The sequence below is a fragment of the Pseudomonas sp. HS6-2 genome, assembly GCF_049325675.2.
In the GTDB taxonomy this organism is placed as follows: domain Bacteria; phylum Pseudomonadota; class Gammaproteobacteria; order Pseudomonadales; family Pseudomonadaceae; genus Aquipseudomonas; species Aquipseudomonas putida_N.
In genome coordinates this window covers 1,308,661-1,323,284 of the sequence record NZ_CM143906.1, presented here as the reverse complement: position 1 = coordinate 1,323,284, position 14,624 = coordinate 1,308,661, and the positions used below count along the sequence as shown (strand labels likewise).

The following is a 14,624-nucleotide window of genomic DNA, read 5'->3' as shown; positions in this document are numbered from 1 at the left end:
GTGTTTCCGAGGAAGCCACAGAAGTTGTATCAAGAAGGGAGGGTAGTCTACCGGAATGTACCCTTCAGCTCAAACCTTGCGCGTTCGTCGGCAACTGCCAGTGAAGCTGGCAATCGGCCTGCGCCAGCGAAGGCAGATTGGCCACCGCCAGCAGGCGCTCGCCGCAATACAGCAACGGCAGGCGCGGGCGCACGAAGTGCGGGACCTGCAGCTCGTTGAGCAGGCGCTTGAGGTCGCGTCGGCCGCGGCCGGGGATGTCCAACACTTCGCCGCCCTGGCGGTAGGCGACATGCAGGCCATCCATCGGCCGAGTGCACACAAGACGCACATTGCCATTATCCGGCAATGCCAGTGCGACCCCAGGATCGCCCCAGGCCAACGGGCCGGCTGGTTGTTTCAGCCAGTCGCCACTCAACCACCAGATACGCCCGTGACTGCGCACCAGCTGACCGTCGGCCAGACGCCAGATCGGTTGCGCATCCCCTGCCGCATCGCGCAGATCCGCCCAGCCGGCCCAATGGCGGGCATCGGGCAAACGGGTGCGGCGGCTGAGCCAGTACTGCAGTGCGTTGCGCTGACGCGCAGGCGACAGCTCGCCGAGCACGGCCAGATCGAGCGAGCCCAGCCTCGACCAGGCAGGTGAAGCGCCCTCCCCGGCTAGAGCCAGATCACTTTGTGCCAGCTCATCGAGCAGGCCAAGCGCCTCGCCAAGGTGTTCCGCACAGCGGGCCAGGTTCTGGCTGGCCTGCGGCCAGCGTTGCTGCAACACCGGGAACACTTCGCCGCGCAGGTAATTGCGGGCAAAAACCGTGTCGCTGTTCGAGGGGTCTTCGATCCAGATCAGGCCGTGGGCCTGGGCATAGGCATGCAGCTGTTGTCGGGAAACATCCAGCAATGGCCTGACCAGGGTGCCCTGCCCTAGTGGCCGTTGCCAAGGCATCGCTGCCAGGCCGCGCAGGCCGGCACCGCGCAGCAGGCGGTAGAGCAAGGTTTCGGCCTGGTCGTCGCGGTGCTGGGCGGTGAACAGGATGTCGCCTGGACCGAGCACGCGCCTGAAGGCGGCATAGCGGGCGTCGCGGGCGGCCTGTTCGAGACTGGCGCCAGGGGTGACCTGAACGTGAATGACCTGCAGTTCGATACCGAGCTGGTCGCAGATCGACTGGCAATGGGCAGGCCACGCGTCGGCGGCGGATTGCAGGCCGTGGTGGATGTGCAGGGCACGCAGCGCAGGTGATGCATGGTTGCGGGCGTGATTGGCCAGCAGGTGCAGGAGGACAGTGGAATCGAGGCCGCCAGAGAAGGCGATGTACCAGGCGGGGGCGTTGAGCCAGGGGGTGAGGTTGATCATCTGGGCCTCACTTGGCTTGAGATTGGGGTGCTTTGCGCCCCATTCGCGGTGCAAGCCCGCTCCTACAAGCGTTCGCAAAACCCTGTAGGAGCGGGCTTGTCCCGCGAATGGGCCGCAGAGCGGCCCCAGGATCTTTCAGAGGCCGTAGCTCATCAGGCGGTCGTAACGACGGGCCAGCAGCGCGTCATTGTCGAGCTTGCCGAGCATGTCCAGCTGCTGCACCAGGTCGGCACGGATGCTTTCGGACATCTTCGCCGGGTCGCGGTGGGCGCCGCCCAGCGGCTCCTGGATGACCTTGTCGACGATGTTCAGGCTCTTCAGACGCTCAGCGGTGATGCCCATGGCTTCAGCTGCATCGGCCGCCTTGTCGGCGGTCTTCCACAGGATCGAGGCGCAGCCTTCCGGCGAAATCACCGAGTAGGTGGAGTACTGCAGCATGTTCAGCTGGTCGCACACGCCAATGGCCAGTGCACCGCCGGAACCACCCTCACCGATCACGGTGGCGATGATCGGGGTCTTCAGGCGGGCCATGACGCGCAGGTTCCAGGCGATGGCTTCGCTCTGGTTGCGCTCTTCGGCGTCGATGCCCGGGTAGGCGCCCGGGGTGTCGATGAAGGTCAGGATCGGCATCTTGAAGCGCTCGGCCATTTCCATCAGGCGGCAAGCCTTGCGGTAGCCTTCAGGGCGCGGCATGCCGAAGTTGCGGCGAACCTTTTCGCGCACTTCGCGACCCTTCTGGTGGCCGATGACCATGACCGGCTTGCCGTCCAGGCGCGCAGTACCACCGACGATGGCGGCGTCGTCGGAGAAGTGGCGGTCACCGTGCAGCTCTTCGAACTCGGTGAAGATGTGATCCAGGTAGTCCAAGGTGTATGGACGACGCGGATGACGGGCCAGGCGGGCGATCTGCCAGCTGGTCAGGTTGCCGAAGATGCTTTCGGTCAGGGTGTTGCTCTTGTCTTGCAGACGGGCAATTTCATCGCTGATGTTCAGCGAGTTGTCGTTGCCTACCAGGCGCAGGCCTTCGATCTTGGCTTGCAGGTCGGCAATCGGCTGTTCGAAATCGAGAAAATTCGGGTTCATAGTCATCCGTCTTGGGTCTACGGCCAGGCGGCCGGCCGGTTGATCCGTTTGGCGCCCTACCTTAAGGGATCAGGCGCATATAGGTCGAGATTAAATTTCGTCGATTCAACGATATTGCAGGAAGACGTTCTCACGCCCGAACTGGTCACGCAGTGCCTGAATCAGGCCATCGGCCGGGTCGATTTTCCACTGTTCGCCGAACTGCAACATGGCCTTGGCGTCGCTGCCGGTGTACTCCAGGGTAATCGGGCAGGCCCCGCGGTGACGGGTGATCAACTCGCCCAGCCACTTCAGGCGGTCGCCCTTGAGCGCTTCGTGTGCCACTTTCAGGCGCAGGCTCTCGGCCAGCTTGGTACGCGCGTCCTCCATGGTCATCACCTGCTTCACCCGCAGGCGCAGGCCACCGGAGAAATCGTCATTGCTGACCTCGCCCTCGACCACCACCATGGCATCGTTCTGCAGCAAGGACTGTGCCGCCATGTAGGAATCGGCAAACAGCGAAGCCTCGATGCGCCCGGAACGGTCATCCAGGGTGACGAAGCCCATCTTGTCGCCCTTCTTGTTCTTCATGACCCGTAGGGCAATGATCATCCCGGCGATGGTCTGGGTCTCGCGCGACGGCTTGAGGTCGATGATGCGCTGGCGGGCGAAGCGGCGAATCTCGGCCTCATACTCATCGATCGGGTGGCCGGTGAGATACAGGCCCAAGGTGTCCTTCTCGCCCTTCAGGCGCTCCTTGAGGGTCAGTTCGCGCACCTTGCGGTGGTTGGCGTAGACGTCGACATCCGCCTCGTCGAACATGCCCCCGAACAGGTCGACGTGACCACTGTCAGCGGTATGGGCCGCCTGCTCGGCGGCCTTGATGGCCTCACCCAGGGCAGACAGCAACGTCGCACGGTTGATGTCGATATTGGCCTGATAGGCCTTGATCTCATCATGGAAATGCGGGCCCAGGCGATCCAGTGCCCCGCTGCGGATCAATGCATCGAGGGTACGCTTGTTGACCCGCTTGAGGTCGATACGCTCGCAGAAGTCGAACAGGTCCTTGAACGGCCCGCCCTGGGCACGCGCCTCGACGATGGCCTCCACCGGGCCCTCGCCGACACCCTTGATCGCACCCAGGCCGTAGACGATGCGGCCGTCGTTGTTGACGGTGAACTTGAAGTCGGAGAAGTTCACGTCCGGCGCATCGAGGCGCAGCTTCATGCTGCGCACTTCCTCGACCAGCACCACCACCTTGTCGGTGTTGTGCATGTCCGCCGAGAGTACCGCGGCCATGAACGGTGCTGGGTGGTGGGTCTTCAGCCAGGCAGTCTGGTACGAAACCAGGCCATAGGCGGCGGAGTGGGATTTGTTGAAGCCGTAACCGGCGAATTTCTCTACCAGGTCGAAGATGTTACCGGCCAGGTCCGCATCGATGTTGTTGGCAACGCAACCTTCGATGAAGCCACCGCGCTGCTTGGCCATCTCCTCGGGCTTTTTCTTACCCATGGCTCGACGCAGCATGTCAGCGCCGCCGAGGGTGTAGCCCGCCATAACCTGGGCGATCTGCATCACCTGTTCCTGGTACAGAATGATGCCGTAGGTCGGCGCCAGTACCGGTTTGAGGCCTTCGTACTGGTAGTCGGAGTGCGGGTAGGCCAGCTCGGCGCGTCCGTGCTTGCGGTTGATGAAGTCATCCACCATGCCCGACTGCAGCGGGCCCGGGCGGAACAGTGCCACCAGTGCGATGAGGTCTTCCAGGCAGTCGGGCTTGAGCTTCTTGATCAGCTCCTTCATGCCGCGGGATTCAAGCTGGAACACCGCCGTGGTTTCGGCCTTCTGCAACAGCTCGTAGGTCTTGCGGTCGTCCAGCGGGATGAAGTCGATGTTGAGGTCGGGCAGGTTCTTCTTGGCCTGCTCGCGGTTGATGATCTCCATCGCCCACTTGATGATGGTCAGGGTACGCAGGCCGAGGAAGTCGAACTTCACAAGGCCCGCAGCCTCGACGTCGTCCTTGTCGAACTGGGTCACCAGGCCGCCGCCCTCTTCGTCACAGGCGATCGGCGAGAAGTCGGTGAGCTTGGTCGGGGCGATCACCACGCCACCGGCGTGCTTGCCGGTACCACGGGTGACACCTTCGAGCTTGAGCGCCATGTCCCAGATCTCACGGGCATCCTCGTCGCCCTTGAGGAAGTCGCGCAGGATCTCTTCCTGCTCGTAGGCTTTCTCCAGGGTCATGCCCACTTCGAACGGGATCATCTTCGACAAGCGGTCGGCCAGGCCATAGGACTTGCCCTGCACCCGCGCCACGTCGCGCACCACCGCCTTGGCGGCCATGGTGCCGAAGGTGATGATCTGGCTCACGGCGTTGCGGCCATAGGCTTCGGCCACATAGTCGATCACCCGGTCACGGCCGTCCATGCAGAAGTCGACGTCGAAGTCGGGCATGGAAATACGTTCAGGGTTGAGGAAACGCTCGAACAGCAGGTCGTAGGCCAGCGGGTCGAGGTCGGTGATCTTCAGCACGTAGGCCACCAGCGAGCCCGCACCCGAACCCCGCCCCGGGCCCACTGGCACGTCGTTGTTCTTGGCCCACTTGATGAAGTCCATAACGATCAGGAAGTAACCGGGGAAGCCCATCTGGATGATGATGTCCAGTTCGAACTTCAGGCGGTCCAAATAGACCTGGCGCTTCTCTTCGTAATTCGGTGTGGTCTCTTTCGGCCAGAGCACCGCCAGGCGCTCTTCCAGGCCTTCGTAGGAGACGTGGCGCAGGTAGTCATCAATGCCCATGCCATTAGGCGTCGGGAAGTCGGGCAGGAAGTATTTGCCGAGTTGCACCTGGATGTTGCAGCGCTTGGCAATCTCGACGGTGTTGGCAATGGCGTCGGGCAGGTCGCTGAACAGCTCGGCCATTTCCTCGGCCGACTTCAGGTACTGCTGGTCGCTGTAGCCACGCGGGCGGCGAGGATCATCGAGGGTCCAGCCCTCGCCGATGCAAACGCGAGTCTCGTGGGCATCGAAGTCGGACTGCTTGATGAAGCGCACATCGTTGGTGGCGACCAGTGGCGCGCCAAGCTGATCGGCCAGTGCCACGGCGGCGTGCACGTATTCCTCGTCGCCGGCGCGGTTGGTGCGCTGCACCTCGACATAGAAACGCTCGGGGAACATGCCCATCCAGTCGCGCAGCAGGGCTTCGGCCTCATCCTGGCGACCATTCATCAGGGCCATGCCGATATCGCCTTCCTTGCCTGCGGAGAGGGCAATCAGCCCTTCGCTGGCGGGGGCGATCCACTCACGCTGGAGGATCACCAGGCCGTTGCGCTGGCCATCGGTCCAGCCACGGGAGATCAACTCGGTGAGGTTGCGATAGCCCTTGGGGTCCATGGCCAGAAGGCAGATGCGCGACAGCGGTGCTTCCGGGTCGGCGCCGGCCAGCCACAAGTCGGCACCGCAGATCGGCTTGATCCCGGCGCCCATGGCAGTCTTGTAGAACTTGACCAGCGAGCACATGTTGCTCTGGTCGGTGATCGCCACCGCCGGCATGTTCATCCCTGCCAGCGCCTTGGCCAGCGGCTTGATCCGCACCAGGCCGTCGACCAGCGAGAATTCGGAGTGGACGCGCAGGTGAACGAAGGTAACCGACATGGAAAGTCCTGTAGCAGTGCTGAACGACAAGGGCGGGATTGTAGCGTAATTGCTTAAAACATTTGGGGCCGCATAGCGGCCCCAGTTCATCAGATCAACGAGTCGGTAATGCCTTCGCGGGCTTCCCAGGCGGCCCGCACCGGGCCGAACGAACGCCGATGAATGGGCGTGGGGCCCAGGCGCGCGAGCGCTTCAAGGTGCACAGGTGTCGGGTAGCCTTTATGCCCACCAATCCCGTATCCCGGGTAGATCAGCTCGAACGCGCTCATCTCCCGGTCGCGGGTCACCTTGGCCAGGATCGATGCCGCGGCGATTGCCGGCACCTGGCTATCGCCCTTGACCACCGGTGCAGCTGGCACCGCCAGTTTCGGGCAACGGTTACCATCGATCAGTGCCAGCTTCGGCGTCACGTGCAGCCCTTCCACCGCTCGCTGCATGGCCAGCATGGTGGCGTGCAGGATATTCAGCCGATCGATCTCGTCGACTTCGGCGCGGGCGATGCAGAAGCTCAGGGCTTTTTCGCAGATCTCGTCGAAAAGCGCCTCGCGCTTGGCTTCGGTGAGTTTCTTCGAGTCGTTCAGGCCCAGAATCGGCCGAGCCGGGTCGAGGATCACCGCCGCCGTGACCACCGCACCGCACAGCGGGCCGCGGCCGACTTCGTCGACACCGGCGACCAGGTCTTCGACCAGGTTGAAGTCCAGTCCAATCTGCATGTCAGCGGTCCTTGAGCAAAGCGAGCACCGCGTCGGCCGCCTGGTTGGAGGCGTCGCGGCGCAGGGTGCGGTGAATCTCGTCGAAGCGTTCGGTCTGCTGGGCACCGTCGGTGACCAACGGCGCCAGGGTCTGTGCCAGGGCTTCACTGGTCGCGGCATCCTGCAGCAACTCAGGCACCAGCTCACGCTGGGCCAGCAAGTTGGGAAGCGACACGTAGGGGCTTTTCACCAGGCGCTTGAGAATCCAGTAAGTCAACGGTGCCAGGCGGTAAGCCACGACCATCGGGCGCTTGTACAGCAGCGCCTCCAGCGTGGCAGTGCCGGAAGCGATCAGCACCGCGTCGCAGGCGGCCAGGGCCCGGTGCGACTGGCCATCAAGCAAGGTCAACGGCAGATCGCGGCCTTCGAGCATCTGCTCGACCTGGGCACGACGCGCTGCGTTGGCACATGGCAACACGAAACGCACGCCAGGCACCAGTTCGCGCAAGCGCTGGGCGGCGTCGAGGAACAGCGCGCCCAGGCGCCCAACCTCACCACCACGGCTACCCGGCATCAATGCCACCACCGGCCCATCAGCCATGCCCAGTTCGTTACGCGCAGCCTGGCGGTCTGCCGTCAACGGTATGGTATCGGCCAACGGGTGGCCGACAAACCGCACCGGCACACCCTGCTCTTCGTAGAAACGTGCTTCGAAGGGCAGCAGCGTGAGCATCAGGTCGCAACCTTCGCGGATCTTCAGCACACGCTTCTGCCGCCACGCCCAGACCGACGGGCTGACGTAATGTACGGTCTTGATCCCGGCTTGACGCAGCTTCAGTTCGATATTAAGGGTGAAATCGGGGGCGTCGATGCCGATGAACACATCGGGCTTTTCATCGATCAGGGTCTGGATCAGTACCTTGCGTCGCTTGAGCAGTTCACGCAGGCGCCCCAGCACTTCGACCAGGCCCATGACCGCAAGGCGCTCCATGGGGAAGTAGGACTGAAGGCCTTCGGCCTCCATCAACGGGCCACCCACACCGATGAAGCGGACATCAGGATGGCGCTCCTTGAGGGCGCGCATCAGGCCGGACCCGAGAATATCGCCGCTGGCCTCACCCGCGACCAGGGCTACGCAAAGCTGCGCCATGTCAGCGGGTAATGCCGCGGGCGGAGTTCACGATCGACTGGCGGAACAGCTCGACCTGCTCGTGCTTGGCGGCCAGCTCGTCCAGCTCCTTGATCGCCTCTTCCACGGTCAGACCCTGGCGGTAGACGATCTTGTAGGAACGGCGCAAGGCGTGGATGACCTCGTCGCTGAAACCACGGCGGCGCATGCCTTCGAAGTTCATGCTGCGAGCCTCGGCAGGGCTGCCGAAGACCGTGACAAAGGCCGGCACGTCCTTGCCGATCGCCGTGCCCATGCCGGAAAACGCGTGGGCGCCGATGTGGCAGTACTGATGCACCAGGGTGAAGCCGGACAGGATCGCCCAGTCGCCCACGTGCACATGCCCGGCCAGCGCTGTGTTGTTGACCAGGATGCAGTGGTTGCCAATGACGCTGTCGTGGCCGATGTGGGCATAGGCCATAATAAGGTTGTGATCACCCAGGGTGGTTTCCGCACGGTCCTGGACCGTACCACGGTGAATGGTCACGCCTTCGCGGATCACGTTGTGATCGCCGATCACCAGGCGCGTCGGCTCACCCTTGTACTTGAGGTCAGGGGTGTCTTCACCAATCGAGGAAAACTGGTAGATACGGTTGTGCTTGCCAATCCGGGTCGGGCCCTTGAGCACCACGTGCGGGCCAATGACGGTGCCCTCGCCGATTTCGACGTCAGGGCCGACGATCGACCACGGGCCGACCTCGACGCCATCGGCCAGCTTGGCCGACGGATCGATGATCGCCCGCGGATCAATCGAACTCATAGGGAGCGTTCCGCACAGGTGATCTCGGCCGAGCACACCGGCTTGCCATCAACCAGGGCACGGCACTCGAACTTCCAGATCATGCTCTTGCGGCTGAGGAACTTGGCTTCCAGCACCAGCTGGTCGCCCGGCAGTACCGGCTGACGGAAACGCAGCTTGTCGGAACCGACGAAGTAGTACAGGGTGCCATCGGCCGGCTTGGCATCGAGCATCTTGAAACCGAGGATGCCGGCCGCCTGGGCCATGGCTTCGATGATCAGGACGCCCGGCATGATTGGGTGCGCCGGGAAATGGCCATTGAAGAACGGCTCGTTGATGCTGACATTCTTGTAGGCACGAATGCTCTGGGCCTCGAAGTCCAGATCCGTCACGCGATCTACCAGCAGGAACGGGTAGCGGTGAGGCAGGTATTCGCGAATCTCGTTGATGTCCATCATTTCGGGGGGAAGCCTGTAATAAGAATAGGGAGCGCAGGTGCTGACCACACGCTCCTTTTGCAGTCCAAAGAGGAGCCAGCTAGCGACTGTTCACTCTTGCTCAGGAAATGGTATCAGCCTTCTGATGTCGGCTGGCCACCTGAGGTCACGGTATCGACACGTTTTTCCAGCTGCTGGAGCCGCTTGGCCATGTCATCGAGCTGGCGAATTCGCGCCGCGCTCTTGCGCCAGTCAGCCAGCGGCTGCATGGCCGTACCGGATGAATAGGAGCCTGGTTCGGTGATCGAACGGGTCACCATGGTCATCCCGGAGACGAATACGTTATCGCAGATATCGATATGCCCCACCAGGCCCACGCCACCTGCCAGCATGCAATGCTTGCCGATGCGCGTACTGCCGGAGATCCCGACACAGGCGGCCATGGCCGTGTGGTCGCCGATCTGCACGTTGTGGGCGATCTGGATCTGGTTGTCGAGCTTGACCCCGTCGCCGATCCGGGTGTCGGACAGCGCGCCACGGTCGACGGCAGTGTTGACGCCGATTTCCACGTCGTCACCGATGGTGACGCCGCCAATCTGGGCGATCTTGCGCCAGATGCCCTTCTCGTTGGCGAAGCCGAAGCCCTCGCCGCCGATCACGGCGCCCGACTGGATGACCACACGCTTGCCGATGGTCACGTCGTGATACAGCGTGACCCGCGGTGCCAGCCAACCGCCTTCACCGACCACGCAACGGGCACCGATGAAGCAATGTGCACCGACGCTGACGTTGGCGCCGATGCGCGCACCGCTTTCGATGACCGCAAACGGCCCGACACTGGCGCTGGCATCCACCTGAGCATCCTCCGCCACCACGGCGCTGGGATGAATACCCGCCACAGCCTTGGGTTTGGGGTCGAACAGGTGGGAAATGCGCGCATAAGCCAGGTACGGGTCAGCCACGATCAGGGCATTGCCGGCAAAGCCTTCGGCGTCCGCAGCCTTGAGCAGCACCGCAGCGGCCTGGCAGTTGTCCAGGTATTTGCGGTACTGCGGGTTGGCGAGGAAGCTCAATTGACCAGGGCCGGCCTCCTGCAAGGTGGCCAACCCGGTGATCTGCAGCGCCTCAGGGCCTTTGAGTGTGGCCCCGAGGGCCTCGGCCAGCTGGCCGAGCGTCATGGTCACGGTCATATCAACGCGCTTGGTTCATGCGCTCGATGACTTGGCGGGTGATGTCGTACTGAGGTTTGACATCAATGACCGCGCCGCGCTCGAGAACCAGGTCGTAGCCGCCCTTCTTGATCACTTCCTCGACAGCGCCGTCCAGCTTCGGCTTGAGCTGCTTGAGCATGTCGCGGTCAGCAACGGCCTTGGCCTCGTTCAGTTCCTTGGACTGGAACTGGAAGTCACGGGCTTTCTGCTTGAATTCGAGCTCCAGGCGCTCACGCTCCTGCTGCTGCATCTTGTCGCCACCCTTGATCAGGCGATCCTGGATGCCTTTGGCGCTGCTTTCCAGGCTCTTCAGCTTGGTCAGTTGCGGGCCGAACTTCTTCTCGGCATCGACCGCGTACTTCTTGGCGGCATCGGATTCGAGCAGGGCCATCTGATAGTTCAGCACGGCGACCTTCATTTCGGCGAAAGCCGGGGTGGCGACCAGCGCCGCGGCCACTACGGCCAGTTGAGCCAATTTACGCACGATGCACTCCTGGAAAAACCGTTGTCGTTAAGCAAGGGCCGACCTTAGAAGGTCTGGCCCAGAGAGAATTGGAACACCTGGGTATCGGCATCGCTCGGCTTCTTCACCGGCATTGCCAGGCTGAAGCTCAACGGGCCCAGGGCCGTGATCCAGGTCACACCTAGACCGACCGAACTGGCCATGCCCGAGAAGCCGACCTTTTCGCAATCCGGCTTGCTGCCGCAGTTGGTGTCGAACACGTTACCCACATCCCAGAACACGGAGGTGCGCAGGGAGCGCTGGTCCTTGACGAACGGCAGCGGGAACAGCAACTCGACACCGCCTTGCACCAGCACGTTACCACCGAACGGCAGTGGATCCTGATCCGGGTCCTTAATGGTTCCCGGGTTGGTGCCCTGGCTCGGCGTGCTACGTGGGCCCAGGCTGCTGTCCTTGAAGCCACGGACGGAGTTGAAGCCACCCGCATAGTAGTTTTCATAGAATGGCAGGCCTGAAGTGCTGCCGTAGCCATCACCATAGCCCAGTTCGGTGTGCAGGCGCAGGGTGTAGTCGTTGGTAATCGGCTTGAACAGCTGGCCGCGGTAGTCAAGCTTGTAGAACGACAGGTCGCTGCCCGGAATGGTGCTCTCGAGCGTCAGGCTCTGGGAGTGACCACGGGTCGCCAGCACACCTTTGTTCAGGGTCGACTCGGACCAGCCGATCGACGCCTTGAAGTTGGTGAAGTTGTCGCCTTCCTGCTTGAGGAAGTCGAAGATCTCGTCGACGGTGTACTTGCCGGTCTTGATCTTGTCCTGCTGAACGCTCAGGCCGTAGGTCAGGCGCGAGGTTTCGCTGATTGGGTAGCCGAGGCTGACACCGGCGCCCAGGCTGTCCACCGCATAGCTGGCCACGTCGACGTCAAGGTCGCTGTAGTCGGTGCTGCGGTAGAAGGCGTTATAGCCCAGGCTCACGCCGTCGGCAGTGAAGTAGGGGTCAACGAAGCCGAAGTTGTAACGGGTCTGGTATTCCGAACGGGTCAGGCCGATGGACACCTTGTTACCGGTACCGAGGAAGTTGCTCTGGCTGATCGAGCCGCCGAGGATCAGGCCGGCGCTCTGGGCGAAACCGACGCTGGCGGTGATCGAGCCGGAAGCTTGCTCTTCGACGCTGTAGTTGACGTCGACCTGGTCGTCGGTGCCTGGCACCGCCGGGGTCTCGACGTTGACTTCCTTGAAGAAGCCCAGGCGCTCGAGGCGGGTCTTGGACTGGTCGATCAGGTAGGTCGAGGCCCAGCCGCCTTCCATCTGGCGCATTTCACGGCGCAGCACTTCGTCTTCGGTCTTGGTGTTGCCGCGGTAGTTGATGCGGTTGACGTAGGCACGCTTGCCCGGGTCGACCACGAACATGATGTCGACGGTGTGGTCCTGGTCGTTCGGCTGCGGTACGCCGTTGACGTTGGCGAAGGTGTAGCCTTCGTTGCCCAGGCGACGGGTGATCAGCTCGGAGGTGGTGGTCATCACCTTGCGCGAGAACACCTGGCCTGGCTGCACCAGCAGCAGCGACTTGACCTGGTCTTCCGGCACCTTCAGGTCACCCGACAGCTTCACGTCGCGAACGGTGTACTTCTCGCCTTCGTTGACGTTGACGGTGATGTAGACGTGCTTCTTGTCCGGGGTGATCGACACCTGGGTGGAGGCAATGTCCATGTTGATGTAGCCGCGGTCCAGGTAGTAGGAACGCAGGCGTTCCAGGTCACCGGAGAGCTTTTCGCGGGCGTACTTGTCGTCGTTCTTGAAGAACGACAGCCAGTTGGTGGTCTTCAGCTCGAACAGCTGCTGCAGCTCTTCATCGCCGAACACGGTGTTGCCAACGATGTTGATGTGCTGGATGGCGGCGACCGTGCCTTCGTTGATCTTGATCTTCAAGGCCACACGGTTGCGCGGCTGCGGCACCACTTCGGCGTCGACCTCGGCCGAGTAGCGGCCCTGGGCCACGTACTGGCGCTGCAGCTCGTTGCGCACGCCTTCGAGGGTGGCACGCTGGAAGATCTCGCCTTCGGCCAGGCCGGACTGCTTCAGGCCCTTCATCAGGTCTTCGGTGCTGATCGCCTTGTTGCCTTCGATCTCGATGCTCGACACCGACGGGCGCTCGACCACGTTGATGATCAGAACGTTGCCATCGCGGTTCAGCTGGATGTCCTGGAAGAAGCCGGTCTTGAACAGCGAGCGGGTGGAATCCACCAGGCGACGGTCGTCAGCCTGGTCGCCAACGTTGAGCGGCAAGGCGCCGAACACGCTGCCAGCGGATACCCGCTGCAGGCCGTTGACACGAATATCGGAGATAGTGAAGGACTCGGCGTGAACTTCAGCGATCATCAGTGCGGACATGACCGCAGTTAGCAGCAGACGTTTCATGAAGTCCTTTTATTCCAACTGGCAATAAACAACCCGCCGCATAAAGACGGCAGGTTCGCAATTGAGCGAAGCTTTTAAAGTCGACCCAGATCGTTGATCAGGGCGAGCAACATTACCCCTACGACCAAACTGATACCGATCTGGACCCCCCAACCTTGCACCCGTTCCGACAGCGGACGACCGCGCGCCCACTCGACCAGGTAAAACAGCAAATGCCCCCCATCCAGTACTGGAATGGGCAGCAGGTTAAGAACCCCCAGGCTTATGCTCAGGTAGGCCAGGAAATTCAGGAAATCCCCCACGCCGGACTGGGCTGAAGCGCCCGCCACTTTAGCAATGGTTATCGGTCCGCTCAAGTTTTTTACCGAGAGCTCCCCGAACAGCATTTTCTTCAGCGACTCGAGGGTCAGGACACTCATGTTCCAGGTCCGCGAAAGGCCCTCGCCCACGGCATCCAACGGGCCATAGCTGACCTCGCGGAGCATGCTGGCCGGCCATTCGGCGCCCTTCACACCCGCACCAAGGTAACCCCCGACGGCCTTGCCCTCACCTTTGTGAGCCAATGTGACCGGCACATCCAAGGCCGCGCCATCGCGTTCGACACGCAGCACCACCTGGGTGTCCGGGCGGGCGCGAACGCTGTCCACCACCTGCTGCCAATCACTCAGCGCAGCGCCGTCGAGGGCGAGCAACTTGTCGCCAGCCTTCAGACCAGCGGCAGCGGCCGGGCCCTTCGGATCGATCTCGGCCAGCACCGGCGACACGGCCGGCCGCCATGGGCGCAGGCCCAGCGACTGGATAGGGTCCGGCTCGTCAGCCCCCTTGAGCCAATGGTCCAGCTTCACCTGCAACTGGCGCTCGGCAGTGGCGCCTTCGTCGCGCACCCCCACCTGCAGCGTGCCACTCTCACCCAGGCGCCGAACCAGCTGCAGATTGACAGCCGACCAACCGCTGGTCGCCTTGCCATCAATAGATACAATTTCCTGACCGGCGGCCAGGCCTGCCGACGCTGCCAGGCTCCCGGATTCGACCGCCCCGATCACCGGGCGGATCTGCTGGGTACCGAGCATGGCCAACAGCCAGAAGAAGACGATGGCCAGGAGGAAGTTGGCGATCGGGCCTGCGGCCACGATCGCGATGCGCTGACGCACCGACTTGCGGTTGAAGGACTGATGGGCAAGCGCCGGGGGAACATCGCCTTCGCGCTCGTCGAGCATCTTGACGTAGCCACCCAGAGGAATCGCCGCCACCACGAACTCGGTGCCCTGGCGGTCATGCCAGCGCAGCAGCGGCATGCCGAAGCCGACGGAGAAGCGCAGCACCTTGACCCCGCAGCGCCGGGCAACCCAGAAGTGACCAAATTCGTGGAACGTGACCAATACACCCAGGGCCACCAGGGTGCCGACAATCATGTAGAGCGCAGTCATATCTATCTCCGA

11 protein-coding genes are annotated in these 14,624 nt (G+C 62.6%); all 11 read right to left on the bottom strand.

Annotated features, from left to right (window positions below):
• Positions 1-64: 64 nt before the first annotated feature.
• The gene (gene tilS / locus ACOKS3_RS06070; RefSeq protein WP_103445322.1) at positions 65-1,348 is read right to left on the bottom strand and encodes a tRNA lysidine(34) synthetase TilS; all 1,284 of its coding nucleotides are present in this window, start codon (positions 1,346-1,348) and stop codon (positions 65-67) included.
• A gap of 135 nt (positions 1,349-1,483) precedes the next feature.
• Positions 1,484-2,431, bottom strand: a complete 948-nt coding sequence (gene accA, locus ACOKS3_RS06065) for an acetyl-CoA carboxylase carboxyl transferase subunit alpha (protein ID WP_103445323.1) — start codon at positions 2,429-2,431, stop codon at positions 1,484-1,486.
• A gap of 105 nt (positions 2,432-2,536) precedes the next feature.
• Positions 2,537-6,061 (bottom strand): DNA polymerase III subunit alpha, encoded by a 3,525-nt coding sequence (dnaE, locus tag ACOKS3_RS06060; protein WP_103445324.1) that lies wholly within the window; start codon positions 6,059-6,061, stop codon positions 2,537-2,539.
• Positions 6,062-6,150: 89 nt separating this feature from the next.
• Positions 6,151-6,774, bottom strand: a complete 624-nt coding sequence (gene rnhB, locus ACOKS3_RS06055; RefSeq protein ID WP_103445325.1) for a ribonuclease HII — start codon at positions 6,772-6,774, stop codon at positions 6,151-6,153.
• A 1-nt stretch (position 6,775) separates the two neighbouring features.
• A complete protein-coding gene (gene lpxB / locus ACOKS3_RS06050; protein ID WP_103445326.1) occupies positions 6,776-7,903 on the bottom strand; it encodes a lipid-A-disaccharide synthase in 1,128 nt (375 codons plus the stop codon).
• Position 7,904: 1 nt separating this feature from the next.
• Positions 7,905-8,681, bottom strand: a complete 777-nt coding sequence (gene lpxA, locus ACOKS3_RS06045; RefSeq protein WP_085675614.1) for an acyl-ACP--UDP-N-acetylglucosamine O-acyltransferase — start codon at positions 8,679-8,681, stop codon at positions 7,905-7,907.
• Positions 8,678-9,118, bottom strand: a complete 441-nt coding sequence (gene fabZ, locus ACOKS3_RS06040) for a 3-hydroxyacyl-ACP dehydratase FabZ (RefSeq protein ID WP_003252314.1) — start codon at positions 9,116-9,118, stop codon at positions 8,678-8,680. Before fabZ ends, lpxA begins: the two co-directional genes overlap by 4 nt.
• Before the next feature lie 113 nt (positions 9,119-9,231).
• Positions 9,232-10,287 carry a UDP-3-O-(3-hydroxymyristoyl)glucosamine N-acyltransferase gene (gene lpxD / locus ACOKS3_RS06035; RefSeq protein WP_422763477.1) on the bottom strand — a complete coding sequence of 352 codons (1,056 nt, stop codon included), beginning with the start codon at positions 10,285-10,287 and terminating at the stop codon, positions 9,232-9,234.
• 1 nt (position 10,288) lies between these two features.
• Complete coding sequence (locus ACOKS3_RS06030; RefSeq protein ID WP_003252311.1) at positions 10,289-10,792, bottom strand: OmpH/Skp family outer membrane protein; 504 nt, start codon at positions 10,790-10,792, stop codon at positions 10,289-10,291.
• Positions 10,793-10,836: 44 nt separating this feature from the next.
• Positions 10,837-13,185, bottom strand: a complete 2,349-nt coding sequence (bamA, locus tag ACOKS3_RS06025) for an outer membrane protein assembly factor BamA (protein ID WP_422763478.1) — start codon at positions 13,183-13,185, stop codon at positions 10,837-10,839.
• A gap of 74 nt (positions 13,186-13,259) precedes the next feature.
• Positions 13,260-14,612: a sigma E protease regulator RseP gene (gene rseP / locus ACOKS3_RS06020; RefSeq protein WP_103445329.1), complete on the bottom strand. Its 1,353-nt coding sequence runs from the start codon at positions 14,610-14,612 to the stop codon at positions 13,260-13,262.
• Positions 14,613-14,624 lie beyond the last annotated feature (12 nt).

Coding starts and splice junctions, on each gene's coding strand:
- rseP (WP_103445329.1), bottom strand. CDS start 14,612: ATGACTGCGCTCTACATGATTGTCGGCACCCTGGTGGCCCTGGGTGTA.
- fabZ (WP_003252314.1), bottom strand. CDS start 9,118: ATGATGGACATCAACGAGATTCGCGAATACCTGCCTCACCGCTACCCG.
- accA (WP_103445323.1), bottom strand. CDS start 2,431: ATGAACCCGAATTTTCTCGATTTCGAACAGCCGATTGCCGACCTGCAA.
- bamA (WP_422763478.1), bottom strand. CDS start 13,185: ATGAAACGTCTGCTGCTAACTGCGGTCATGTCCGCACTGATGATCGCT.
- lpxA (WP_085675614.1), bottom strand. CDS start 8,681: ATGAGTTCGATTGATCCGCGGGCGATCATCGATCCGTCGGCCAAGCTG.
- lpxB (WP_103445326.1), bottom strand. CDS start 7,903: ATGGCGCAGCTTTGCGTAGCCCTGGTCGCGGGTGAGGCCAGCGGCGAT.
- tilS (WP_103445322.1), bottom strand. CDS start 1,348: ATGATCAACCTCACCCCCTGGCTCAACGCCCCCGCCTGGTACATCGCC.
- dnaE (WP_103445324.1), bottom strand. CDS start 6,061: ATGTCGGTTACCTTCGTTCACCTGCGCGTCCACTCCGAATTCTCGCTG.
- lpxD (WP_422763477.1), bottom strand. CDS start 10,287: ATGACCGTGACCATGACGCTCGGCCAGCTGGCCGAGGCCCTCGGGGCC.
- rnhB (WP_103445325.1), bottom strand. CDS start 6,774: ATGCAGATTGGACTGGACTTCAACCTGGTCGAAGACCTGGTCGCCGGT.